23 protein-coding genes are annotated in these 24,535 nt (G+C 38.7%); 5 read left to right on the top strand and 18 right to left on the bottom strand.

The window, feature by feature from the left end:
* Positions 1 to 25: 25 nt before the first annotated feature.
* A complete protein-coding gene (locus HDF25_RS15015) occupies positions 26 to 1,066 on the bottom strand; it encodes a glycosyltransferase family 2 protein (protein WP_184626121.1) in 1,041 nt (346 codons plus the stop codon).
* A 2-nt stretch (positions 1,067 to 1,068) separates the two neighbouring features.
* Positions 1,069 to 1,578 carry a phosphoribosyltransferase family protein gene (locus tag HDF25_RS15010; protein WP_184626119.1) on the bottom strand — a complete coding sequence of 170 codons (510 nt, stop codon included), beginning with the start codon at positions 1,576 to 1,578 and terminating at the stop codon, positions 1,069 to 1,071.
* A 136-nt stretch (positions 1,579 to 1,714) separates the two neighbouring features.
* On the opposite strand from HDF25_RS15010, the gene HDF25_RS15005 reads away from it, so the two are divergent.
* Positions 1,715 to 2,422, top strand: coding sequence for a head GIN domain-containing protein (locus HDF25_RS15005; RefSeq protein ID WP_184626117.1), 708 nt, complete (start codon positions 1,715 to 1,717; stop codon positions 2,420 to 2,422).
* A gap of 76 nt (positions 2,423 to 2,498) precedes the next feature.
* Here the strand turns inward: HDF25_RS15005 and HDF25_RS15000 are convergent, their stop codons facing one another.
* From HDF25_RS15000 to kbl, 6 genes are all read right to left on the bottom strand, one after another.
* Positions 2,499 to 2,903: a hypothetical protein gene (locus HDF25_RS15000; RefSeq protein ID WP_184626115.1), complete on the bottom strand. Its 405-nt coding sequence runs from the start codon at positions 2,901 to 2,903 to the stop codon at positions 2,499 to 2,501.
* 24 nt (positions 2,904 to 2,927) lie between these two features.
* Positions 2,928 to 4,343, bottom strand: coding sequence for a 23S rRNA (uracil(1939)-C(5))-methyltransferase RlmD (rlmD, locus tag HDF25_RS14995; protein ID WP_184626113.1), 1,416 nt, complete (start codon positions 4,341 to 4,343; stop codon positions 2,928 to 2,930).
* Positions 4,344 to 4,682: 339 nt separating this feature from the next.
* A complete protein-coding gene (locus HDF25_RS14990; RefSeq protein ID WP_184626111.1) occupies positions 4,683 to 5,258 on the bottom strand; it encodes a TetR/AcrR family transcriptional regulator in 576 nt (191 codons plus the stop codon).
* Positions 5,258 to 5,665: a hypothetical protein gene (locus tag HDF25_RS14985; RefSeq protein ID WP_184626109.1), complete on the bottom strand. Its 408-nt coding sequence runs from the start codon at positions 5,663 to 5,665 to the stop codon at positions 5,258 to 5,260. Before HDF25_RS14985 ends, HDF25_RS14990 begins: the two co-directional genes overlap by 1 nt.
* A 10-nt stretch (positions 5,666 to 5,675) precedes the next feature.
* Positions 5,676 to 6,713: a phenylalanine--tRNA ligase subunit alpha gene (gene pheS, locus HDF25_RS14980; RefSeq protein WP_184626107.1), complete on the bottom strand. Its 1,038-nt coding sequence runs from the start codon at positions 6,711 to 6,713 to the stop codon at positions 5,676 to 5,678.
* 105 nt (positions 6,714 to 6,818) lie between these two features.
* On the bottom strand, positions 6,819 to 8,006 hold the full coding sequence (gene kbl, locus HDF25_RS14975; protein WP_184626105.1) for a glycine C-acetyltransferase: 1,188 nt from the start codon (positions 8,004 to 8,006) through the stop codon (positions 6,819 to 6,821).
* 251 nt (positions 8,007 to 8,257) lie between these two features.
* On the opposite strand from kbl, the gene HDF25_RS14970 reads away from it, so the two are divergent.
* Together HDF25_RS14970 and HDF25_RS14965 are read left to right on the top strand one after the other, a co-directional pair.
* Entirely contained in the window at positions 8,258 to 8,944 is a 687-nt protein-coding gene (locus tag HDF25_RS14970) for a helix-turn-helix transcriptional regulator (protein ID WP_184626103.1), read from the top strand.
* Between the two features lie 55 nt (positions 8,945 to 8,999).
* Positions 9,000 to 9,650 carry a tail fiber protein gene (locus tag HDF25_RS14965; protein WP_184626101.1) on the top strand — a complete coding sequence of 217 codons (651 nt, stop codon included), beginning with the start codon at positions 9,000 to 9,002 and terminating at the stop codon, positions 9,648 to 9,650.
* 295 nt (positions 9,651 to 9,945) lie between these two features.
* Here HDF25_RS14965 and HDF25_RS14960 read toward each other — a convergent pair whose 3' ends face one another.
* The 10 genes from HDF25_RS14960 to HDF25_RS14920 all read right to left on the bottom strand — a co-directional run bounded on the left by HDF25_RS14960 (position 9,946) and on the right by HDF25_RS14920 (position 21,778).
* Complete coding sequence (locus HDF25_RS14960) at positions 9,946 to 10,851, bottom strand: bestrophin family protein (protein ID WP_184626099.1); 906 nt, start codon at positions 10,849 to 10,851, stop codon at positions 9,946 to 9,948.
* Positions 10,852 to 10,925: 74 nt separating this feature from the next.
* Complete coding sequence (locus HDF25_RS14955) at positions 10,926 to 13,229, bottom strand: TonB-dependent receptor (protein ID WP_184626097.1); 2,304 nt, start codon at positions 13,227 to 13,229, stop codon at positions 10,926 to 10,928.
* Positions 13,230 to 13,479: 250 nt separating this feature from the next.
* On the bottom strand, positions 13,480 to 13,614 hold the full coding sequence (locus tag HDF25_RS25845) for a hypothetical protein (protein WP_260409377.1): 135 nt from the start codon (positions 13,612 to 13,614) through the stop codon (positions 13,480 to 13,482).
* A 180-nt stretch (positions 13,615 to 13,794) separates the two neighbouring features.
* Positions 13,795 to 14,817, bottom strand: coding sequence for a GTPase ObgE (gene obgE, locus HDF25_RS14950; protein WP_184626095.1), 1,023 nt, complete (start codon positions 14,815 to 14,817; stop codon positions 13,795 to 13,797).
* A 77-nt stretch (positions 14,818 to 14,894) separates the two neighbouring features.
* On the bottom strand, positions 14,895 to 15,464 hold the full coding sequence (locus HDF25_RS14945) for an adenylate kinase (protein WP_184626093.1): 570 nt from the start codon (positions 15,462 to 15,464) through the stop codon (positions 14,895 to 14,897).
* A 500-nt stretch (positions 15,465 to 15,964) separates the two neighbouring features.
* Complete coding sequence (locus HDF25_RS14940; protein WP_184626091.1) at positions 15,965 to 16,741, bottom strand: LuxR C-terminal-related transcriptional regulator; 777 nt, start codon at positions 16,739 to 16,741, stop codon at positions 15,965 to 15,967.
* A gap of 807 nt (positions 16,742 to 17,548) precedes the next feature.
* Entirely contained in the window at positions 17,549 to 18,409 is an 861-nt protein-coding gene (gene rfbA / locus HDF25_RS14935) for a glucose-1-phosphate thymidylyltransferase RfbA (protein WP_184626088.1), read from the bottom strand.
* The gene (gene rfbD, locus HDF25_RS14930; protein WP_184626086.1) at positions 18,406 to 19,278 is read right to left on the bottom strand and encodes a dTDP-4-dehydrorhamnose reductase; all 873 of its coding nucleotides are present in this window, start codon (positions 19,276 to 19,278) and stop codon (positions 18,406 to 18,408) included. The genes rfbA and rfbD overlap by 4 nt, the downstream gene beginning before the upstream one ends.
* A complete protein-coding gene (gene rfbB, locus HDF25_RS14925) occupies positions 19,268 to 20,326 on the bottom strand; it encodes a dTDP-glucose 4,6-dehydratase (RefSeq protein WP_184626083.1) in 1,059 nt (352 codons plus the stop codon). Before rfbB ends, rfbD begins: the two co-directional genes overlap by 11 nt.
* Before the next feature lie 21 nt (positions 20,327 to 20,347).
* Positions 20,348 to 21,778, bottom strand: a complete 1,431-nt coding sequence (locus HDF25_RS14920; protein WP_260409376.1) for an undecaprenyl-phosphate glucose phosphotransferase — start codon at positions 21,776 to 21,778, stop codon at positions 20,348 to 20,350.
* A 313-nt stretch (positions 21,779 to 22,091) separates the two neighbouring features.
* Between HDF25_RS14920 and HDF25_RS14915 the strand changes: the two genes are divergently transcribed.
* Positions 22,092 to 23,441, top strand: a complete 1,350-nt coding sequence (locus tag HDF25_RS14915; RefSeq protein WP_184626081.1) for a UDP-glucose dehydrogenase family protein — start codon at positions 22,092 to 22,094, stop codon at positions 23,439 to 23,441.
* Between the two features lie 12 nt (positions 23,442 to 23,453).
* Positions 23,454 to 24,533 (top strand): mannose-1-phosphate guanylyltransferase, encoded by a 1,080-nt coding sequence (locus HDF25_RS14910; protein ID WP_184626079.1) that lies wholly within the window; start codon positions 23,454 to 23,456, stop codon positions 24,531 to 24,533.
* Positions 24,534 to 24,535: the final 2 nt, after the last annotated feature.

The following is a 24,535-nucleotide window of genomic DNA, read 5'->3' as shown; positions in this document are numbered from 1 at the left end:
CAAAAAGAGTTTCATATCAATAAACTTACTTTTTGGTCTTGTTTAAGATCCTGCTGTAAATCGCCTGCAATAGAGAAATAACCAGAAACAACATCTGTAGTGGATGGAGAAGCACATTCCATAACGGGTTCTGACCGGACAAAAAGGAAATCATGACCCTGCTCAGAAAAATAAGTCCTACAGGAAGGATTAACAGGCTGTATTCATAATGAGCGAGCATAAAAACAGGTCCGCCCACGACCAGCACTAAATAAATCAGTGCAACTAAAATATTATTTCCAAAACTTCTCAGCAAACGCTGCCCGGTCTTATGAATCAGATCAGTTTGTTTTTCAACCGAATAGCTATGAATCAGATGATTTCCTAAAAGTGTTTCTGCTTTTAAAGCTTCCTGTTTTACAGCTTTAACAATTTCTACAGCTTCTGGCAATTCACCTTTTAATCTTCTGTGCCATTCGTATTTCTTATAGATCGCTGCGTCGAAGAACATACATTGATTAGTGCCCGCGGAAAATGCCGGGCTGGAAAACAATCGTACCAATCGGAGGGGAATTAAATTCAGCAAAACGAAATTACTCAGTGGCAGCAGACAATAATTAAACAACCCGGAGATGTTCTGAGTTGGAATAATATTCAGCAGGGTGAGGTTAAAAACTTTAGTTCTGTAGATCAAGCTGTTGATCAGTCCCTTGCGGAGAAGTGTGTGTGTCCCCAGAAATAAGAAATATACCCCATTTGCTTCATCTTCAACCGATCCTGTTTTTTGCTTTCTGAGACTAAATCTACTATCATCGGCACAAAATCTGTTAAGCTCATTGAACTCACCAGATTCTTTATATTGTTGAATGATGACTTCCAGGTGCTGATAATCCTGTTCCTGAATAGTCTTCAGCAATGTCATCAAGCTCTGTTTATCTGGCGTAGCCTCTATGAGTATGGAGACCTGATCGTTAAAATGTCTGCCGTAAATCCCCAGTTTTGGATTAGACAGAAAATTAAATACAGTGACAGAGAAACGAAGAACTAAAAAAATAAGGATGACATAGATAAAGCTGATCAGAAGCATACCTAGCTCAGATAAACACCATCCTGCTGTCCTTCCACATCCAATACAACGTCTACATGTTCTTTAAGTACAGTAGCCATCTGAAGACCGACAAAATCAGTAGCCACAGGATATATTTTATGACTTCTGTCTACCAGAACTACAGTACGGATCTTTTTGTGAGGGGTATTCAGAAAAACACCAAAACCATAAGCAAGTGTTTTTCCACTGTTTAAAACGTCATCTACCAGGATAACCACCTTGTTTTTTACTTTAACCGGTTCAATATCTGTAGTGGCTTTCAGACAGCTGTTTTCTTTTTCAAGCTCAATTTTAAGCATGGTTACTGTCAAATCTGAGATCTCCGTCAAGACTGTTTTCAGTCTTAACGCGAGTTTATATCCTCTGTCCCAGATACCCGCCAGCACAATTTCTTTTTCATTTAAATTATCTTCCAGTATCTGATAAGCCATACGGTTAATTTTTTGCTGGATCTGTTTTTTATCTAAAATAAGTAATTGTGAATCGGCCATCTTTATCAAATTGTTTTAAGGTGCAAAAAGAAGGATTTATAGCTTCTTAACCAAATATCTGAAAAATATTTTCAAATTGTTGCAACGTTTGGGGCTTCCCGACGTCTAATCAATATAAACCCTAAGAACTAATTTTATGAAATCATCATTTTTACTAAAACCAACCTTACTTTTTCTGATCGCTACTACGTTTAGTACGCTAAGCCTAAAAGCCCAGGAAACAAAAAATATTTCTTTATCCTCTTTTTCGGCTGTTACCGTACATGCGGGAATTGAATTGTTTATTACCCAGGGAAATTCGGAGTCGGCAAAGATTGTTGCTAAAAAAGACCTTCTGGATGAAGTGTTGATAGAAAACAACGGCGGCACTGTAAAAGTTAGCTGGAAAGATAACCACAACTCCAGTATGTGGAAAAACAAAAGCGCTAAAGTTTATATCACTTATAAGAAGTTAAACAGTATTTCTGCAAGCAGCGGAAGTTCTTTAAAAACTGAAAACACACTTAAAACAGATAAACTGGATGCAAAAGCAAGTTCAGGAGCAAGTATTTCAGCAAAGATTGTCAGCAATGAGCTTCAGTTAAAAGCAAGCAGCGGTGCTTCTGTAGATATCGAAGGAACAGCGACTAATATGGATGTAAAAGCAAGTTCAGGTGCCACTGTAAAAGCGACAGAACTGGCTACTGATTATGCCAATGCGACTGCGAGTTCTGGTGCAGACATTAAAGTGAATGTGGCTAAAGGATTGGAAACAACTTCAAGCAGTGGTGGAAGTATCCGTTACAGGGGCAATGCTTCTTTAAAGAATAACTCTTCCAGAAGTGGAAACGTCAGTAAAATTTAAACAGGCTCTTAGTTTTTTGAGTAATCAATTTTTGTACTGAATCCCTGCCCGATTGCCATGGGGCAGGGATTTTTTATTATGAATTCTGTTTGTATGGATAAAAGATGAAATTTGCCCCTTCAGGAACAATCACAAATACACACATATAATCTTCAGGATTTTTATAATTCTTCAGAAAAAGTTCTTTCAATTCAGGTTTAATAATCCCCTTCTCTATAAACTCTTCAACCATCGAAGCCTGAATAGTCCAGTTGGTGTTTAATTCATCCTTATCCAGGATCATCTCTCCTATGGATACGGTATGCTGATGGGCTACAAATACAGGCTGCTGAGATACACCTTCAGCGATAATCTCCAAAGCAATTTCTCTGATAGAACCTGCGTATAATTCCAGGTCTTTTTCCAGGCTGACCAAAGGGCTGACCTTTTTCTCGCTTTTCCCTTCCTCAGGCTGCTGAGGCAATAACTCTTCTATATCCATCTCGGTTTCTTCTTTTGGTATAAATTATTTGATAAGGTTTAACAGCACAACATTTTCTACGTGTTGTGTATGCGGGAACATATCAACAGGTTTAATGCGGCTAACAACGTATTTCTCTTTTAACAAAGCCAGGTCTCTTGCCTGTGTAGCTGCATTACAGCTTACATAAACAATCTTCTCTGCTTCCATCTCCAATAGTCTTTCTACAACATCAGCATGCATTCCGGCACGTGGCGGATCGGTAATCACCACATCTGGTTTACCATGGGCAGCTATAAAGTCAGTGGTCAGGATATCTTTCATATCACCGGCATAAAAAATCGTGTTTTCTATCCCGTTCAGCTCTGCATTGAATTTAGCATCTTCAATAGCTGTAGGTACATATTCTACACCAATAACCTGTTTTACACTGCCTGCAACAAAATTAGCAATTGTTCCGGCCCCTGTGTAAAGATCATATACCAGCTCATCTCCTTTAAAACCGGCAAACTCTTTAGTAATTTTATACAATTCATGAGCCTGCAAAGAATTGGTCTGATAAAATGATTTGGCTCCTATCTTAAATTTAAGGCCATTCATTTCTTCGAAAATATAATCTCTTCCTGAATAGGTGATTACATCCTGATCGAATATCGTATCGTTCTTTTTCTGATTAAGAATATAAAGCAGGGAAGTAATTTCAGGGAAATTGGTTTTAAGATGCTCCATCAGCCCATCTACCTGCTCCTGTGTCGCATAAGCAAACACGACTACGACCATTACTTCACCAGTTGAAGAAGTACGGATGATTAAGTTTCTCAGGGCGCCTTCATGATTACGAAGGTCATAAAAACTTAATTCGTGCTGAAGTGCATAAGCCCTTACTTCATTTCTTAAAGTATTGGATGGCTCGGCCTGCAGATAACAATGCTGGATATCCAGAATTTTATCAAAACGCAATGGCACGTGGAAACCCAGTGCATTCATCTCCAGGTCATCACGGTCAGCCATATCCTGCTGATTTAACCAGCGTTTATTGGAGAAAGTATATTCTAGTTTATTACGGTAATATTTATTCTCTGCAGAACCTAAAATCGGTTCCATTGAAGAAGTATCTATTTTTGCCAGACGCTGAAGAGCTGCCTCAACATTTTTTTGTTTGAAATGTAATTGGGCATCGTATTGCATATGCTGCCATTTACAGCCACCGCAAGTACCGAAATGCTGACAAAAAGGATCTGTCCGCAAGTCGGAGGCGGTATGCAGTTTTTCAATAACTGCTTCTGCAAAATTTTTCTTCTTTTTTACGACTTTGACATCAACGATATCGCCTGGCACGGCTTTATCTACAAATACCACTAATTCATCGGCTTTAGCTACTCCTTTACCTTCTTCAGCAATATCAATAATACTCAGGTTTTCCAGGATGGTAACTGTTCCAGCTCTTTTATTTCTACTCATTCTGCTGCAAAGCTAAAACTTGTATTCAACACTTCCTATTTTTTTTAGTCCGGGGGGAAATACCGGGCATAATTATTTCATCAGGGACGTGGAACATACCCTGGCCTCAGAAGGTCATTTTATCAGCGGTTAATGCCAAAGATTTTCAGGATCAACCCCAAAAAGCCGCTGTCAAGGTCAAAGCTGACATCGAATTTTTCCTCTACCAATATCGAAATCTCTAAAACCTCTTTACTCATCTTATGATGTTATAAAGTAAATATAGAGGATTATATACCGAAAACCAAATTGGTATATATACAGGATATTAATAAATTATAAACAAATAGAAGATGTTGGTTAAAGTGCTGCCTTCACTAAAAAAGGCAGCATTTCTTTTTGAAAACTCACAAAGTTCTTGCGTACATCAGAATCGCTTACTGAAGTAAAAGCAAAAGAAAAGACGATACTTTTACTCGCTTTTAATAAAAAGGCCAGTCCTTCTCTTCTGGAAGGATTATTCTTAAAATGATCTAATCCGAGATACGCAGATAAAAGAAGTGATTCCAGCTGGTCTGAAAGATGTTTCAGGAATTCCTGTGAATTTGCGTTCTCCCTCACAAAATCCCATCCGATAAACTCATTGCAAACAGTATAGGTCAATCTGCAGGTTTTCATCACGAGCGCTTTTAAATGCTCTTCCTCGTCCGTAAACTGAGCTTTATTTTTCAGGATTTCATTTAAATTCAGATCCAGATAATCCATCAGGATGGCATCCAGCACCTGTTCTTTACTCTCAAAATATTTATAAATGGTAGCTTTGGCTATTCTTGCCTTTTTAGCAATCTCATTTACACTGGTTTTGTGATATCCGTATTTTCTGAATAACTCTTTGGCAGCTCTAATGATGCTCTCTTTAATTTTTTCTGGTTCCATCAATTAGTTACCCGGTAATTATTATTTGCTCCAACTGTTATATTATATGACCTCAGTGCGATGACAGCTGGTGCTTTTGTAGGTGTACCATCAAACAGTGAATACATCGCACCTGAACAAGGATCCAATACTGTAAAAGGTGTATTCAGTGTCACGGCACATCGTTTTTCAGGGTTCACCGTACTACAACGGTCATAGGCCATATAATTACCTCCGTTATAAGCAATGATTACCCCTGCTACTCCATAGCCATCAAAAAAAATTGCGCCATTCGCTTTTAAATCTGATAACTGCTGGGGTGTGAAGAAACCAATCAGGTTTACGCCGACATTCGGCACCTGGTTAGTCTGTTTTCCACAAGCAGAAAATAAAAAAAGCATTAAAACAAGGCCTGCAATTCTTCTCATATCAAAGAGATTAAATTAATGAAGTTTTAAACTGTTTCAGGAAACGCTGATCATTTTCAGAGAACAGACGTAAGTCCTTGATTTCGAATTTCAGATTGGCAATCCTTTCGATCCCCATTCCGAATGCGAAACCACTATATTTTTTACTATCAATGCCACAGTTCTCCAGTACATTCGGATCTACCATACCACAACCCAGGATCTCTACCCAACCACTGTATTTACACAGCTGGCAACCCGCACCTTTACAAATGGTACAAGAGATATCCATTTCTGCTGAAGGCTCAGTAAAAGGGAAATAAGAAGGACGGAAACGTACTTTGGTATCTTCGCCATATAGTTCCTGAACAAAATAGAATAAAGTCTGCTTCAAATCTGCAAAAGATACATTTTCATCCACATACAAACCTTCTACCTGATGAAAGAAACAGTGTGCTCTGGCTGAAATAGCCTCATTACGGTAAACACGTCCCGGCATTAACGCTCTGAAAGGCGGTTGACCCGCTTCCATCATTCTTACCTGAACCGAAGAAGTATGTGTCCTTAGTGCAATATCACCGTTTTCACCGCCTTTACGAATAAAGAAAGTGTCCTGCATATCTCTTGCCGGATGCTCTTCAGGGAAATTCAAAGCTGTGAAATTATGCCAGTCATCTTCTATTTCAGGCCCCTCTGCTACAGTAAAACCAAGTTTATTGAAGATTTCAACAATCTCTCTTCTGACTAAAGCAAGTGGATGACGCGCTCCTACCTCAAAACCAGCGCCTGGAAGCGTCAGATCCAAACCAGCATCTTTTCTGGTCAGTTCTACCGGATTCTGCTCTTTCAAAGTTTGATACTTCGCTTCTGCAAGTTGCTTAAATTCATTTAAAACTTTACCCAGGGTTCTTTTCTCTTCCGGGGATACTGCTTTAAATTCATCAAAAATATCTTTTATAATCCCTTTGGTACCAAGGAATTTTATTCTGAACTGCTCTAGTTCATCTGCGTTTTCAGTAGAAAAAGCGTTTATTTCTGTAGTGTATTCTGTAATCTTAGCTTGCAACATGATGCCAAATATACAGCTATTTCATTAATATTTGATTAACCTTAAAAACATGAAGGCTTCTCCGTTTAAACGGAGAAGCCTTCATGCAATTCTATGTAGTATATATTAAATTACCTTTAATTCCTTGCCAACTTTAATAAAGGCAGCAATTGCTTTATCCAGGTGATGTTGTTCATGTGCTGCTGATAACTGCACACGGATACGTGCTTTTCCCTGAGGAACTACCGGATAATAAAATCCAATCACATAAATGCCCTCTTCCAGCATTTTTGCGGCAAATTCCTGTGCTAATTTAGCATCATATAACATAACCGGAACAATCGGATGGATGCCTTCTTTGATATCAAAACCAGCTTCTGTCATTTTCTGACGGAAATACATCGTATTATGTTCTAATTTATCTCTGAGTGCAGTACTTTCATTTAAAAGGTCAAGTACAGCAACCGAAGCACCTGCTATTGCCGGAGCTAAAGTATTGGAGAACAAATATGGTCTGGAGCGCTGACGAAGCATATCTATAATCTCTTTTTTACCAGCTGTAAAACCACCTGAAGCCCCACCAAGTGCTTTACCTAAAGTACCTGTGATAATATCTATCCTGTCAATTACATTACAATGCTCATGAGTTCCTCTTCCTGTTTTCCCCATGAATCCGGAACAGTGCGATTCATCAATCATAACCAGTGCTTCATATTTATCCGCCAGATCACATATCTTATCCAGCTGGGCTATAGTACCATCCATAGAAAAAGCACCGTCTGTCACAATGATCCTGTGACGACAACCTGCAGATGCTTTCAGCTGTTCTTCAAGATCAGCCATGTCACTATGTTTATAACGGAAACGTTTTGCCTTACATAAACGCACACCATCAATGATTGAGGCATGGTTCAGTTCATCAGAAATAATTGCATCCTGATCGTTAAATAATGGCTCAAACACACCACCATTCGCATCAAAAGCAGCTGCATACAAGATAGTATCCTCAGTTCCCAGAAATTCTGAAAGTTTTTTCTCCAGTTCTTTGTGTACATCCTGAGTACCACAGATAAAGCGGACAGAAGACATTCCATAACCATATTTATCAACTGCATCTTTTGCAGCCGTTATTACTCTTGGATCTGAAGATAATCCCAGATAATTATTGGCACAAAAATTCACGACTTCCTGACCAGTACTTACTTTGATATCAGCCCCCTGAGGAGTTATGATCACTCTTTCGCGCTTGTATAATCCGTCTTTTTCTATTTGTTCTAATTCCTGCTGAAGAACAGGCTGCAATGTTTTGTACATATATGCTAATTATTTGATGCTACCAAAGTTATAAAAATATCATCTTAAGGATGTAAACTAATTAAATAATAACCGCTCTCCCCCCGGGCTGCTCAACCGATGGCAGACCAAAGTGAATGCATAAATAATAATTTAAATAATACACTCGTAAAGAATTTTATTTCGTATATTGCAATAAATTATAAAATAAAGATAATTCAGGATCAAATGCAGATCCAAATCATTGACCATTAATTTTCACAAATAGATAAATGACTGATAATCAAAGAAAAAACTTCGGACCAAGGCTGAAAGAGATCAGGATTGCAAAGAAAATGACGCTTCAGGAATTCTACAGCCCGATAGCTAAACACGTGAATAACTTCTCGCCAATCGAAACCGGCTCGAGAATGATAGGCAAGAGACTTTCAGAGGATGTGATCAGGTATTATCATATCAATGAGACCTGGCTGGCTACAGGCAAGGGCAAAATATTTACAGAAGAAGAACAGAACCAGGAAAAAACAAGCCATAAAGATGAACTTAAAGAAGGTGTACCTTTTCTGAATATCAATCCTTCGGACTTTTCTTTACCGGGTACTGATTTCTTAAATGAAAAACCTGAGTATTATGTTAATTTCAGACCATTTAATGACTGTGATGCTTATTTACCGGTATACGGAGACAGTATGTATCCAAAATATGCAAGCGGTGAAATTATAGCCGTCAGAGAAATTATCAATAAAGATATCATCCAGTGGGGCGAAGCTTATTTAGTCATGGCTGATGAGTCTGCAAACAGCATTACCACAGTTAAACTGCTTTTTGAACATAATAACCCAGCTAAAATTGTTCTCCGCGCAGCAAATCCAAATTATCCGGGAGATACTATCCTGGACAAAGGAGCCATCAGAAGGCTATTCATTGTCAAGGGAAAAATTACCAGAAATCAGTTGTAGATTTCCTTAACCATACAAATACGAACCTCTAAAACACATCCATAAATTAATCAATATGAAATGTTCTCTCTTTGTCTTTATGATGGCATTGACAAGCTGCTATGTACATGCGCAGAAAACTAATAATTTTCCAGAAACAGGTTTTGTGGGAATAGGAACTACTAACCCTTCGGAAATACTAACGATCAGAGATCCAAGTATACCCTATGATTCAAATGCCGGAATTATAAAAATACGTTTTGATTCTGGCGGAGGTGGTGGTGGATTTGGTTTTGAAAAAGAAACCTACAATACAGGTGGCCTGCGTTTTTATACACAGTATGGTTTTAGGTCTATGATAGAACAATTAAGGATTACCGGCAATGGTAATGTAGGTATAGGAACAACAGCACCAGATTCAAAACTGACAGTAAATGGCCTTATACATTCCAAAGAAGTTAAAGTGGATGTAAGCATCTGGCCTGATTATGTATTTAATGATAATTACAACTCCCTTTCCCTGCTTGAAACAGAAAAATACATTCAGGCAAACAAACATCTTCCTGAAATACCATCTGCTGCCCAGGTGAAAGAGGAAGGCATTGCCGTTGGCGAAATGAATGCCAGATTATTAAAGAAAATTGAAGAGCTGACATTACATCTGATCAGACAGGAAAAAGAAATGCTGATGCTGAAGGAAGAAGTCCAGTTACTTAAAAATAAATAGTTAAATACCAGTCATATTGCTGAATATAGGCAAACAAGAAAGGGATGTTCCATCCAGACACATCCCTTTTCTAACCAAATATAAACCTGTATGAACGGGTTTTTCTTTCATGTATCTGTTTCCAGACACTTATATCTTCTTATCTATAAAAACCGGGCCCTTATCAAAAAGGCACCTCTAAAACTGTATTAATCACAAAAAAAAATGATAAAAACTAACCTGTTTACTACTCAAATATGTCTAAAACAATCATACATCTCTGAATAATTAACAATTTTTAACAATAACCAATGAATTAATCCAGTATGTAATTTTTTTCAGGTGCAGGCTTAATAGTTTCACGATCAGTCAGCTCTAATAGCGTATTTTCTATCATGGAACATAATGAATTCAAAGCCAAATCATTAGGTTCTAAGCCAAACGGATCTTCCAGTTCATCAGCTACAGCCTCCAGGGCAACAAAAGTATAAGCTATAAAAACAACAATGATCGGCATCATCCAGCCAAGACTGTCTACAAAACCAAAAGGAAGCAGAAAGCAATAGATATAAACAGTGCGATGCAACAATACTTTATAGGTATATGGAATTGGCGTACTGGCGATCCGTTCACATCCCCCCAGAATATTGGATAATTCATTTAAATTCTGATCCAGACTGGCAACTTGTATAGAATCAAGCTTTCCCTGCAATTTGAGTTCCCTGATCCATGATCCCATTTCTCTGACAAGCATAGCTGGTTTGTAAATTGAAGATTTTAACTGAATTGCCAGGGCTGATCCAGAAATCCTGCTAATATCTGCCGTTGCATCTGTGTGACGCAACTGATGTTTTAGTGCATAAGTAAAAGAAATCATCAAATCTACAAATTGATTTCCTTCCTTCGACCCGGTCAGCACCTGAACTTGCCTGGATAAGGAACGGGTAGTGTTCAAAAGGGAACCCCAGAGTTTCCTGCCTTCCCAGAACCTCTCATAACTTACGTTATTTCTGAAACCAAAAAATATAGCCAGCGCAATACCAAAAAGGGTAAATGGCCCCGGATTGAGCTGGATCTTGTAATTAAAGAAGGAACCCCGGCAATAAACAACCAGAACCGAAATCAGGAGTAACAATAGCAGACGAAACAAAATCTGAGGTAAGACCGAACCTCTCCAGATAAAGAGCATTCTCAACCAGTTTTCCTTTTTCCTGATAATCATAAAATCTATAGTATTAAGTCCAGTGTTTAAACCCGTAAAAACACGGCAAAGTTAATCAATATTTAAACAGGCTCTTAAAATGAATAGGACATCGTTAAATTATAACGTGCCCCGTTAGCTTTGATATAAGAGTCTGTCCTTACTTTACCCTGCGATAGAACCGGGTAATAATCTGCATTGAAAAGATTATCTATCCCCAGTTTAAGGGTTGCTTTAGGGGTAAAATGATAAGCCGTATACAGGTTAAAAAAATTAAATGATTTAATCGGGCCTTCTCCCAGTGCATAGTTACCCTTAGCATCTGGCTTGAATGCTGTTCCATTACCAGAGTAAATCCAGAACAGACTTAAATCCCAGGTTTTAAAAGGACTGTAATTAACACTGCTGGTAAACTTATCCGGAGCAATACGGGTAGCCGGTAAACTGACCTTTTCACCGTTTACCTCCTTAGTTCCTTTCAGATGTGAGTATCCTGCCGAAAGTGAGAGATTAACCAGAAATTCATAATTCGCGGTAGCTTCAAAACCATTGACACGTTCTGGTGCTCTTTCAGCAGTAGCTACCCCATTCACATCTTTCAGACTGGAGCCAAGATCCGAAGTACTGATATAATAAGCACCTGTGAAACTTAGTTTTTTCCAGTTAGAGCTAAATCCTACTTCATAGTTATTCGTTATAATGGCCTTAGTCTCGATTTTTCGGATATCATCTACCACACTCAAACGCAAAGTACGACCTAAATCATACAGGGAAAAGCCCTGTGAAAAACTTACAAAGGGATTAAAGACATTCCATTTAGCATATCTTAATCCAGCATTAAACACTAAGGCGTTGTAGCTTAGATCAGCACCTTTAACAGCAACTCCTCCTTTATACGCACCAAACGGAATAGTAGTGTAATCCGGAATGCTCAGGCTAATATTCTCGTAACGCGCACCTGTTTTAAAAATCAGGTTCCTAAACAGAAATGTCTTTAATTGTGCGTAGGGTGCATAATTCTTCATATTCATTTCCGGCACAAAACCTCTTCCGTCGACCAGATCCTGTTTAGTGATATCATTCAAAATATCGACACCATAGGTAACATCTCCCTCTATCACAGGAGAAAACTTATATTGCGTATTAAAGTTTATTCTTGCCCCTTTTTTCTTAGATCCGATAGCTGAATTACCCGCTGGTTTATAAAAATCTGAATATTCAAATATGGAATAGAAGTCCTGCATATAGAGGTTCAGGTTTAGCGAAGTTCCTTTAAACAATTCTCTGTTTGTATACTGGATATAGGCATTGTAGTTATATGGGGTTCCCTGATTTGCTCCTAGGGCTTTTCCCAGTTTACCTGTGATCGGACGGACTCCATATATACCGCTGGAATCAACATAATTGCTATTCTGAATGGTATTAAAGTAATTAAACATGACTTCAATTCTGTTCTTATCATTAATATCGTACCCTGCTTTGGCAAACACATTTTTACTCGTTGTTTCACTTAAGGACTGAAATGGTGAGATCACTACCCCATTCGCATCCTTATTTACCCCTGTCTGTTCATATGTTCCACTGAGTACGTAATCGAATTTATTGACCCGACCAGAAAAAAGCTGCGCTATTTTAGTTCCGGTAGAGTTTGCCGAATTGACTAATGAACCCATAGCAGACAATTCAGTAACTGAACTCAATTTTTGATTTTTGTCCGGCTTACGGGTAATATAATTAATTATCCCTCCGTCAGCTCCGTTGCCATAAATTGCGGTAGATCCTTCTATGACTTCTATCCGCTCAATAACTGAAGGATCAATACTCCTGAAATCACGTTCTCCATTACGTAAAGGAGTAGACTGCGGAATACCATCTATCATAACCAGTGCATTTCTACCTCTGAGAGTTTGTCCTTTATTCGTGGCAGTATTTGTTCCTAACGTTAATGCCGGAATATTATAGGATAGTAGTTGATTGAGATCAGTTGAAATACTTCGCTGAATTTCAATCTGCTTTGAATTCAGAATTTTAACCGAAGAAGGGACTTCTCCGATAGTTTCTTTATTCCTTGAAGCTGTTACAACCACTTCGTTGAGCCCCCCTAACGGTTGCAAAGACAATTCCAGCACGATATCATCTTTCCCTGTAATATGTATAGTTTTCAGGATTGACTGATAACCTAATGCAGAAGCGCTTAATTTGTAATCACCTTCAACTACCGGCTCCAGTATAAACTGGCCATTGGCATCAGTTTTAGTTGCATTTTTCTTCCCCTGAAGGGAAACAGTAATATTAAAAACGGGAGTACCTTGTTCATCAATTACACGGCCTCTGATAATGGATTGTGCGAATAAGCCCGCTGGAAAAGCAAGCAGAATGATCAATAAAATTTTCTTCAATTTGGCGTTTACTATTTAAAATTAATCTTAATAAGCGCAAATGTAAAAAAATATGCCTTAAATAAGCTATTCGAAGTAAAATACCTGGGATAAACTATAGGTCAGTTAATGCAATGGAATTGGATGCTCTTCGGTATAAGGGAAAAGCAGAAAGGGGGAATCAAACAAGACAAATTAATTAATAGCGATTATCTGTCTTTAAATCTGAAGGCTACGAGTTTAGTAGAGCCGGCCTTTAAAACGGCAGGCTCTACTTGATGGCTTTAGTAGCCGAAGTACGTGTATTCGTAGAATGGTTTTTCTTCTTAACAATTTTGAATGTGCCTATCACAAGCATCGAAGCAACCACAACGGTAAACAGGAAATTAAATGATCTCTTATCCATACAATATAAATTTAAACTGAAGATATACAAATCCTGTGCCTATAAGATCATTTGCAGGGCAATTTCTATTCTGAAATGGAGTAGAGTGTTTAGGAGAGCAAATGTTAAGGCACTGATTCTTAACCCTAATTTAAAAATAATTAAGAATAATAGCAAATAATTCAACAAAAATCAGAAAATTTATTTTTGCAAAGGAGAGCTGTCGTCTGCATCTATAGCCTGCCAAATCATATCTTTTAACTCAACCAGACCTTTTTGTGCTACTGAAGAAATAAACACAGAAGGTATGTTTGCAGGAAGATCTTTTTTAATTTCAGCGACCAGTTCCTCATCCAGCATATCAGATTTAGTAATAGCCAGTAAATGCGGCTTCTGCATCAGTTCCGGATTATAATCCAGTAATTCTGATTTCAGAATCTCGTATTCTTCTGTAATTGTCCTGTTTGTATCTGCAGGAACCATGAATAATAATACAGAGTTACGCTCAATATGGCGTAAGAAACGATACCCCAAACCTTTTCCTTTAGAAGCCCCCTCGATAATACCTGGAATATCTGCCATTACAAATGACTTATTAGCCCGGTAAGAAACGATACCTAAGTTAGGCACAAGGGTGGTAAAAGGATAATCTGCAATCTCAGGTTTTGCAGCCGAAACCACAGAAAGTAAAGTTGATTTTCCGGCATTAGGGAAACCTACCAGTCCAACATCAGCCAAAACTTTTAATTCAAGTACAACCCACTGCTCTGTTCCCGATTCTCCAGGTTGTGCAAAACGTGGTGTTTGCAAAGTAGATGTTTTAAAATGCCAGTTTCCAAGACCTCCCCTTCCTCCTGGCGTCAGGATTTCAGTTTGTCCGTCTTCAGTAATTTCAAAAAGCTCTTCACCAGTTTCAGCATCTTTGGCAATTGTTCCCAGAGGGACATCCAGATATTCATCCTTACCCGATTTGCCTGTACTGGTAGAGCTTGATCCTGGCCCTCCGTCCGAAGCAAGTATATGTTTACGGTATTTCAAGTGTAAAAGAGTCCAGAATTGAGCATTACCTCTCAGTACTATATGACCTCCTCTTCCACCATCACCACCATCCGGACCACCTGTAGAGGTCATCTTATCACGGTGTAAATGTGAAGATCCCGACCCTCCTTTTCCTGAACGACAGCATATCTTAACGTAATCTACAAAATTTGAACCCTGTGACATAACCTTTTATTTTTTCTTACCAACAAAAATAGCGGGAAGAACATACATCCGTCCCGCTATTTATTATTATACTTTAATTAATATTTATCAACCACTTCACATAACTCTGCAAAGATATCATCGATCTTACCAATGCCGTTTACTTTGCTAAGTTTATGCTGTGCTTCATAATAAGGCAAAACATGAATAGTTTTGCTGAAATACTCATCAATACGCTTTTGTAACTTATCTGCGTGATCATCAACCCTATTAGTCTGTTTCTGACGTTCCGCAATTCTTTTAGTCAGTTCTCCCTGATCTACATCCAATGCGATAACTCCTGCAATAGAACTTCCTTTACTTTCCAGAAACTCATCCAGTGCTGCTGCCTGAGCAACTGTTCTTGGAAAACCGTCAAAAATAAATCCTTTTGCGTCTGGATTTCTGTCTACTTCTTCTTCAAGCATAGCAATCGTAATTCCATCAGGAACAAGTTGTCCATCTGCAATAAGTGCACTTACCTGTTGCCCCAGTGGAGTCTGATTACTGATATGTGCTCTGAAAAGATCACCTGTAGAAATATGTATCAATTGATAACGATCAATTAATTTCTGTGATTGGGTGCCTTTGCCTGCACCCGGTGGGCCAAAGAGAACAAAATTTAGCATTTGGGTTGTCTTTAAAATTTTAAAAGCCTTTCCGCAATAGGCAGCAAGGCTTTTCCAGTTGATTATATTTAGCTTCTGTAAAGAGAGATTTAACCACTGAAAACAATTTATTTATATCTGCCAATTTAAATTATTATAAACTTTAACCATTTCTTCAGTAAACATACTGAGTAAACAAAAAAGGCCTAATTTTATAAATCAGCCTTAGCCAAAAAGACGAGCCTTTTGTACCAATTGACCGTTTTCTTTCAAAGAATCCAGCTTCAGTTATCTAAGAAATCGGCTCTCTGTGATTACCTTCAACTTCAAATCTTTTCAAGGCTGCAAATATATAATTATTAATTTACTATACTGATTTTTTTTCAAAATACTCCCCGGGATCCTGCTTCCGGCAGTAGCCATATTTCGCCTTGTTTACTGAGATTCCGGCATTTTTACGATAGTAACAATGACAGAAAATAAATCTGGCATTGTTACCTGGAATTCATTGACAGGTCTGATTAAATCAATCCATCTTTCACACATAAACTGATTAATTCCGAACTGGTTTTCACACCCGACTTCCGGGTAATATTTTTACGATGGGTATGAACCGTATGAACAGAAATAAACAAGGAATCAGCAATCTCTTCACTTTTATAACCAAGAGCAATCAATTTAATAATCTCAGTCTCTCTTTTACTGAATTGTAAGTTCAATGCATGGTTCTCAGATTCCCGGTTGATATTAATCGGCCACACCTTCTTTTCGCCCTTAATCCCAACCAAAGATGGCATATAGTTATTCACAGTGGTAATATGACTAACATTTGTATGAATGTGAAGTACCTGTGTAATACGTCCGGTATCATCATTAGAAAGCAAAATAGATTGATTGTGGAACAGTTCGTAACCGCCATCGGCAACTTTCAGTCTGAGACAATAGGTGGTTTTATAGTAACTGCGGACACTATCTCTTCCCACTTTATCAAACATAAATTTGAGGCTTGCTGATTCAGTCTGAGTCACATAGTTAATATCATCAGGATGGATACGGTCAAGGATCTTCTCGGCAGTAGCTGACTCTGGTTCAAGCCCAAGAATTTCTACCACACTGGGATCCATATATTTGATCTGTCGGTCGTAAAAACCTACTACGTAATAGTAAAACTGTCCGGGGCAAATGAACGAGGGTAAAAACTGATCTAAATTTACTTTAGGCAAGGCTATATTTGAACGCGTGTAAAAATCACTGTACCTATCCCAGGTAGCTTTCATGACGTTGTTATTGGATTCCATAAGGTTAATTAAGCAGATTAAAAATTAAAAAGTATTTGCCAGTGTGTAATAGCAAATTTTTGAAAACGTCTTTTTTTGTTTCTTCATCTTTAAATAGATAAAGGAGGTTTGGGATTAGAAAAAATTGTTTGGGCCTGTAAATTCACTGACTGCGAGTAGTCATTAATGAATCCGGAATCTGAGTTAGGCAATCATTGCGGGAACCTGTTACTTCATTGGGCAGTGTAACAAGTGTAAATAATAGTTTTGACATGGGAGGTTTGGGTTTTAAGATTAAAAATATTTATACGTTGGCCTGATTCCAGCTGGGCAGTCAGCAGAATGTAGTTGAGCCGGTAAAGACAATGGATCATCACCGGAAATTAAATAAACCACCAGACACAAGATTAATTTCAAAGAAATTTTGATTAAAAAACAGCATATTTAAAGGAAATAAAGTGTTATTGCTTTAAAACTTCATAAAAATCATTTAATAACAACAAAAATGAATCCAATTAAACAGAAATACCATCCCTATAATTAGGGATTTTTACTAAAAAACTTGATTCTAAATCGTTTTTGTATTTCAATCTGGTTATTCTCATCATTCTACAAACAAATAACGTATCTCAACCAAAAAACGGGATAAACAGCTATCAAAACAGGACATTTAACACACAGTAACACTTACTTTTAGCCGCAAAGTGCATGATCATCCCCGGTTCCAGTCTTTAAAAATTCAAAAGAACTCATCAATTCATTAGAATTAAAATTATTAATAATATAAACACAAAAATACACTATCATGATCGCTAATGGTTATTTTATTTATTTAACCATCCTCAAAAGATATTCACCATAACCACTTTTTACCAAAGGAGCTGCAATCGCCCGAAGTTGTTCACCATCAATAAAGTTCATACGGTAAGCCACTTCTTCAATACAACCAACTTTCAGCCCCTGACGCTCTTCGATAACCTGAACAAATTGTCCGGCCTGCATTAACGAAGCAAAAGTCCCCGTATCTAACCACGCCGTCCCCCTGCTCAAAACCCCCACTTTCAGTTTACCTTGCTCCAGATACACCTTATTAACATCAGTAATCTCATACTCCCCTCTGGAAGAAGGCTGGATATTTCTGGCAATTTCCACGACAGTGTTGTCATAGAAATACAAACCAGGCACCGCATAATCTGATTTTGGTACAGCAGGCTTTTCTTCGATAGAGACAGCTTGATGATCTCCATCAAATTCTACCACACCATAACGTTCCGGATCGGACACCTGATAAGCGAAAACAATTCCTCCGGCTGGATCAGAACTTCCCTGAAGAAGCTTAGCCATACCATCTCCATAAAAAATATTATCCCCCAGTATCAAAGCCACTTTATCATCCCCTATAAAGTCTGCACCAATTACAAAAGCTTGCGCAAGACCATTAGGTTCAGTCTGAACCGCATAAGAAAATTTACAACCAAGCTTACTTCCATCTCCCAGTAATTTTTCAAAATTAGGCAGATCATGAGGCGTAGAGATAATCAGGATCTCATGAATGCCCGCAAGCATCAGTGTCGACAAGGGGTAATAAATCATCGGCTTATCATAGACCGGCATCATCTGTTTACTCATTACCAGGGTCAAAGGATGTAAACGTGTACCGCTACCTCCTGCTAGTATAATTCCTTTCATCTGTCTTTATTTATTGCTTGAATACATTTAACCAGGCTATCTCTCCAATAAGGAATTTCAATGCCGAATGTTGTTTTAATTTTTGTCTTGTCCATGACCGAGAAGGCTGGCCTGTTTGCTTTCGTAGGATAATCAGCGCCTGAAATTGGCAGGAGTTTTATTTCAGTGCCACAAATATCAAAAACCCCTTTGGCAAAATCATACCAGGAAGTCACACCTTCATTACTGTAATGATAAATTCCATACGCTTTGTTATTCAACTGGATAATATCAAGTATTACCGCTGCCAGATCTATAGCATAAGTCGGAGTACCCACCTGATCTGAAATGATATTCAACTGATCTCTTTCCGTTCCCAGCCTGATCATCGTTTTCACAAAATTATTCGCATACTCCGAATAAAGCCAGCTGGTACGCAGAATGTAATAAGTTTTTAATAACTGCGTAATTTCCTGCTCCCCTTCAAGTTTAGTCCTCCCATACACATTGACCGGACTGGCCATATCATCTTCCTTCAAAGGCCTCGGGACATCACCCTCAAAAACAAAATCAGTTGAGATATGGATCAGAGTGGCACCAAATTGGTCACAGCACCTGGCCAGGTTTCCGGCTCCTTCACTATTGATTTTTTCACAAAGCAAAACCTCATCCTCAGCCTTATCAACCGCCGTATAAGCAGCACAATTAATCACAAATTCAGGAGACTCTTTATGAAATAGATCAGCTAAAATATCCAGATCTAAAATATTCCCTTCTTCCTCATCGAGAAACAGGATGGAGCTCAGGTTCCGCTCTTTGCTGATACGGTTAAGACACTGCCCTAACTGTCCCACACCTCCAAATACGAGTATTTTGTTTTTACAGTTCATTGTATTCATATTGCTGCCTGTAATAATCCTGATAATGCCCGGAGGTCACATTTTCAAGCCACTCTTCATTTTCAAGATACCAGTCTACAGTTTTCGACAACCCTTCTTCAAATTGCAGAGAAGGTGTCCAGCCCAACTCATTCTGCAGTTTAGTTGAATCAATCGCATAACGGAGGTCATGCCCGGCCCTGTCAGTTACATAAGTAATCAGCGCAGCTGACTCACCTGCAGATCTTCCTAATTTCTGATCCATAATATTGCATAATAACCGGATCAGATCGATATTCTTCCATTCATTATGTCCGCCTATATTATACGTTTCACCAGAAACTGCCTGATGAAAAATAGTATCTATAGCACTGGCATGATCTTCTACCCAAAGCCAGTCCCGGACATTTTCTCCTTTACCATATACAGGTACCGGCTGGTTATTCCTGATATTATTGATTGCCAGTGGAATTAGTTTCTCAGGAAAATGACAAGATCCATAATTATTGGAACAGTTTGAAATGACTACATCAAGACCATAAGTATCATGATAAGCCCGGACAAAATGATCTGAACTTGCCTTCGAAGCTGAGTAAGGACTATGAGGGTCGTAAGCTGTTGCCTCCGTAAACAACCCCGTTTCACCCAGCGTTCCATATACTTCATCAGTACTGACATGATAAAAACGGTGATTTGCGTAATTTCCTTTCCAGCATTCTTTTGCCGCATTCAATAAACTTACTGTCCCTATTACGTTTGTCATTACAAATTCCATAGGATTGCTGATTGAGCGATCTACATGAGACTCGGCAGCGAGATGAATCACAGCATCTGGTTTTTCAAGCTGAAACAGCTCGTTGATAAATTCAACATCCGTAATATCCCCTTTAATAAATTTATAATTCCGCGAGCCCGAAACATCAGTAAGATTAAGCAGGTTACCTGCGTAAGTCAATTTATCCAGGTTAATAATTTCGTAATCAGGATAGTTTTTAATAAACCTTCTGACTACATGCGAGCCAATAAAACCAGCTCCGCCGGTAATTAAGATCTTCTTCATTATTGATTATAATTTAAGCTGTTAATAAGCATTTTCTTCACCTTTGAGCATATTAATAACTGTCATGAAGATTATCTTCACTTCCAGCATGGCTGTCCAGTTTTCCAGATACCAGATATCATGCTGTACTCTTTTCTGCATAGCACTATCTTCTTTGGTTTCTCCCCTCAAGCCATTCACCTGTGCCCAGCCTGTAATCCCCGGCTTCAAAAAATGACGAACCATAAACTGGCTGATAATTGCCTTATACTCTTCTGTATGCCTCAACATATGTGGTCTGGGACCAACTACACTCATATCCCCCATCAAAACATTGAAAAACTGCGGCAATTCATCAAGACTGGATTTGCGAAGAAATTTTCCGATAGTCGTAATCCTGTCATCGTCTTTAGTCGCCTGCTTTTTATCACTGTCGTTATTCATCTTCATACTTCTGAATTTATAACACCAGAAGGGCTCGTCATTACGCCCACTTCTAAGCTGCCTGAATAAAACAGGCCCTTTGCTTTGTGACTTAATCAGTATAGCGATCAATGGATACAACCAGCTCATCAGAAAGACAATAACGGCCAAACTGAACAGAATATCAAAAGCCCGTTTCTTAAACCGATTACCAATACTTTCCAATGGTTCTTTTCTTAAAGAGATTACAGGAAACTCTCCCCCTACGTAACTAATCGTATAAGGAGCACTCAATGCCCCGGCAATATCCGGGATGAATTTCACCCGCAGACAGTGCTTATCAGCTTCTTCCAGGAACAGATTAACTTCTGACATTCTGTGAGGTTCCAAAGAAACATATACATCCTTAACCCCACTCAAGGCCGCTTCTTCCATTTTGGAGATAAATTTCGCCGGAAGCTCCCCTTTTTCATCACCGTAAATCATACTGCCATCATCCAGGTAACCGTAAAAATCTATATCATACTGACTATCAAAATAATGAGCCAGCCGGCGTCCGGTTGGATTAACTCCAATTAATGCTACCTTTTTATTCACATTTAATTTATGGACCAGCAGGAACTGAAAGACAGAACCTGCAAAACGGTTTAAGACAAAGGCGACAACCAGTAAAGCATAAAACACAACCAGAAAAGTCCTCGAAAATTCGATATCCCTCGAGAAGAGAAGATATAAGGCAAAAGTAATAGCATGGAGCGCGACACTTCGCCAGGTACCTCTGTAAATCTTTTCCAGCCTGATTGAGCCATAATCTGAATACAGACCAAAAATTGCAGAGTTAAACATCCACGTTAAATTACATACGACCATATAATGCCGCCATAATTCGTACGAAACTGATTTACCTAAATACTCTGTAAGATAATAGGCTACAACATAGACAAGATTGAGCATTACGATGTCCGTAATGGGCAAAATGTATTTGAGCAAGTACAAATAACGGGTCTGCATATGAAAAATAGATAAATAATTTGGGCTGTCAAGTTGCATTTTTTAACCTTTTGTAGACAAAAATAACTCTCAAAGAAAAATCTATGAAAACATCCGCTACAGTTCGGCAAACCTCTTAACAATTACCAAAACTAGTTCGAATACAGAATAAAAATCTCCCCACAATTAGGTATTTTAACAAAAACAATAAAATTAACACCCTGTATAAAGTGTCATTCCACAAAATGATAAGTAGGTTTACAATAAAAAAAATACAAAAGGGGAATTTATTTATGAACCCATCATGCGCAGCAAATGAACCAGTTCAGATAGCACATGATAGCTTCATCACCATTAAAAACAAATTATACTCATGAAAATTGCAGTAATAGGAACAGGATATGTAGGCTTGGTCACAGGCACATGTCTGGCTGAAACAGGAAACGATGTGATCTGTGTAGATATTGATAAAGCAAAGGTCGAAATGATGCAGAACGGGATTATTCCGATCTACGAACCCGGACTGGATACATTATTCCTGAGAAACATTGTACAAAAGAGATTAACCTTCACTACAGATCTTGCCCTGGCTATTAAAGAGTCACAGCTAATTTTTATGGCACTGCCTACACCACCAAACGGAGACGGAGCTGCAGATCTTTCCTATATCTTAGGTGCTGCAAAGGATATTGCCCAACTGGTTACCGAGTATAAGGTAATCATCAATAAATCTACAGTTCCGGTAGGTACCGCAGCTCAGGTACAGTCCGTATTCACCGCCAATACCTCAGTTCAGGTAGACGTAATCTCAAACCCCGAGTTCCTGAGAGAAGGTGTTGCAGTAGACGATTTCATGAAACCAGACCGGGTAGTTATCGGCACCAGAAGTGAACGTGCCCGGAAGTTAATGACCGAGTTATACGGTCCTTATGTCCGTCAGGGAAACCCAATCTTATTTATGGATGAAAAATCATCTGAACTGACCAAGTATGCCGCCAATTCTTTCCTGGCTACTAAAATTACCTTTATGAATGAAATCGCCAATCTGTGTGAGCTGGTTGGATCGGACGTCGATGATGTACGCCGGGGAATAGGTTCTGATGGCCGCATAGGCAAACGTTTCCTTTTTCCTGGTTTAGGTTATGGAGGCAGTTGTTTTCCAAAAGACGTCCAGGCCTTATCTAAATCTGCAGAGGAGAACCAATATGATTTCAAAATCCTTAAAGCAGTCATGAGTGCAAATGAGAGGCAGAAAACTGTACTGGTTGATAAAGTACTGAAATATTATAAAAACGATATCAGCGGAAAACACTTTGCCCTCTGGGGAATGGCCTTTAAACCAGAGACTGATGATATCCGTGAAGCACCAGCCTTGCATATCATAGACCATTTGCTCAAAAATGGCGCAACGGTCACTGCCTTCGATCCTGAAGGAAGGAAAAATGTAAAAGCGCTGTTAGGTGACAAAATCAGCTATGCTGAAGATCAATATGATGCTTTAAAGAATGCAGATGCATTACTCATCGCTACAGAATGGTCAGTATTCAGGAACCCTGATTTTGAAAGAATGGAAGAAATCCTGAGTAACAAAGTAATATTTGACGGTCGCAACTTATATGATCTCCAAAAAATGATTGATCTGGGTTATTACTACAACAGCATTGGCAGAAATCTGATTGCGCAATCAACTGCTGTAATTATAGAAGAAAATTTAGCTGTCTAATTTATAAAATTCATGGATAAAAAGAATTATGTACTGATCATGGCCGGAGGCACCGGAAGTCGTTTCTGGCCCAAAAGCCGTGATCATTTTCCAAAACAGTTTTTAGACATCTTAGGTACAGGAAAATCTCTGCTGCAAATTACTTACCAGCGTTTTTTGAAATTATGCCCCGCTGAAAACATTTTCATTGTCACCAATAGTCAATACCAGGGTATTATCCTGGATCAGCTAACCGGCATTTCCACAGCCCAGTTAATCTGCGAACCAAGCAGAAACAATACTGCTCCCTGCATTGCCTACGCTTCTTTTAAACTAGCCGCCATGGACCCCCAGGCCAATCTGATTGTAGCCCCTTCAGACCACTTCATCCTTTATGAAGATATTTTTACAGAAAGAATCCGGTTTGCACTAGCCTACACCGATAAGCATGATGCACTGGTCACTCTGGGTATCAGCCCTACCCGGCCCGATACCGGATATGGGTACATCCGTTATGGGAAAGAAACACAAACAGGCATCTATAAAGTGGAAGAATTCAAAGAGAAACCCGGTTTACAAAGAGCAAAGGAGTACTTAACAAGTGGAAACTACCTCTGGAACGCAGGCATATTTATCTGGAAGGCGAACTCCATTATCAGCGCCCTAAAAAAACATGCTCCTGAAATCCATGATCTGTTTGAACGAGGCAAACTCCTGTACAACAAACCTGAAGAGAGAGATTTTATAGATACAAATTATACTTCTTCTCCCAACATATCCATAGACTATGCCATTATGGAGCAAGCAGATAATGTCTATACTATACCAGCAGATTTTGGCTGGTCAGACCTGGGGACATGGGCCTCTTTATACGAAACTGCGGCTAAAGATCCGGTTAATAATGTGATTGCAGCCAGGCAAATCGATGTGAAAGACACCCGGAACAGTATCATCCACATTAACGATAATAAAATAGCTGTCATCCGGGGACTGGACAATTTTATTGTCGTAGACGAAGACAATGCCTTATTAATTTATCCTAAGGATCAGGAACAGGAGATTAAAGAGGTAGTCAAACGAATGAGCGAAACATTTGGAAATAGTTTCCTGTAAAT

This window comes from Pedobacter cryoconitis, from assembly GCF_014207135.1.
GTDB lineage: Bacteria > Bacteroidota > Bacteroidia > Sphingobacteriales > Sphingobacteriaceae > Pedobacter > Pedobacter cryoconitis_D.
The sequence above is the reverse complement of the archived record's forward strand: the minus strand, read 5'-3'. Positions and strand labels throughout refer to the sequence as shown.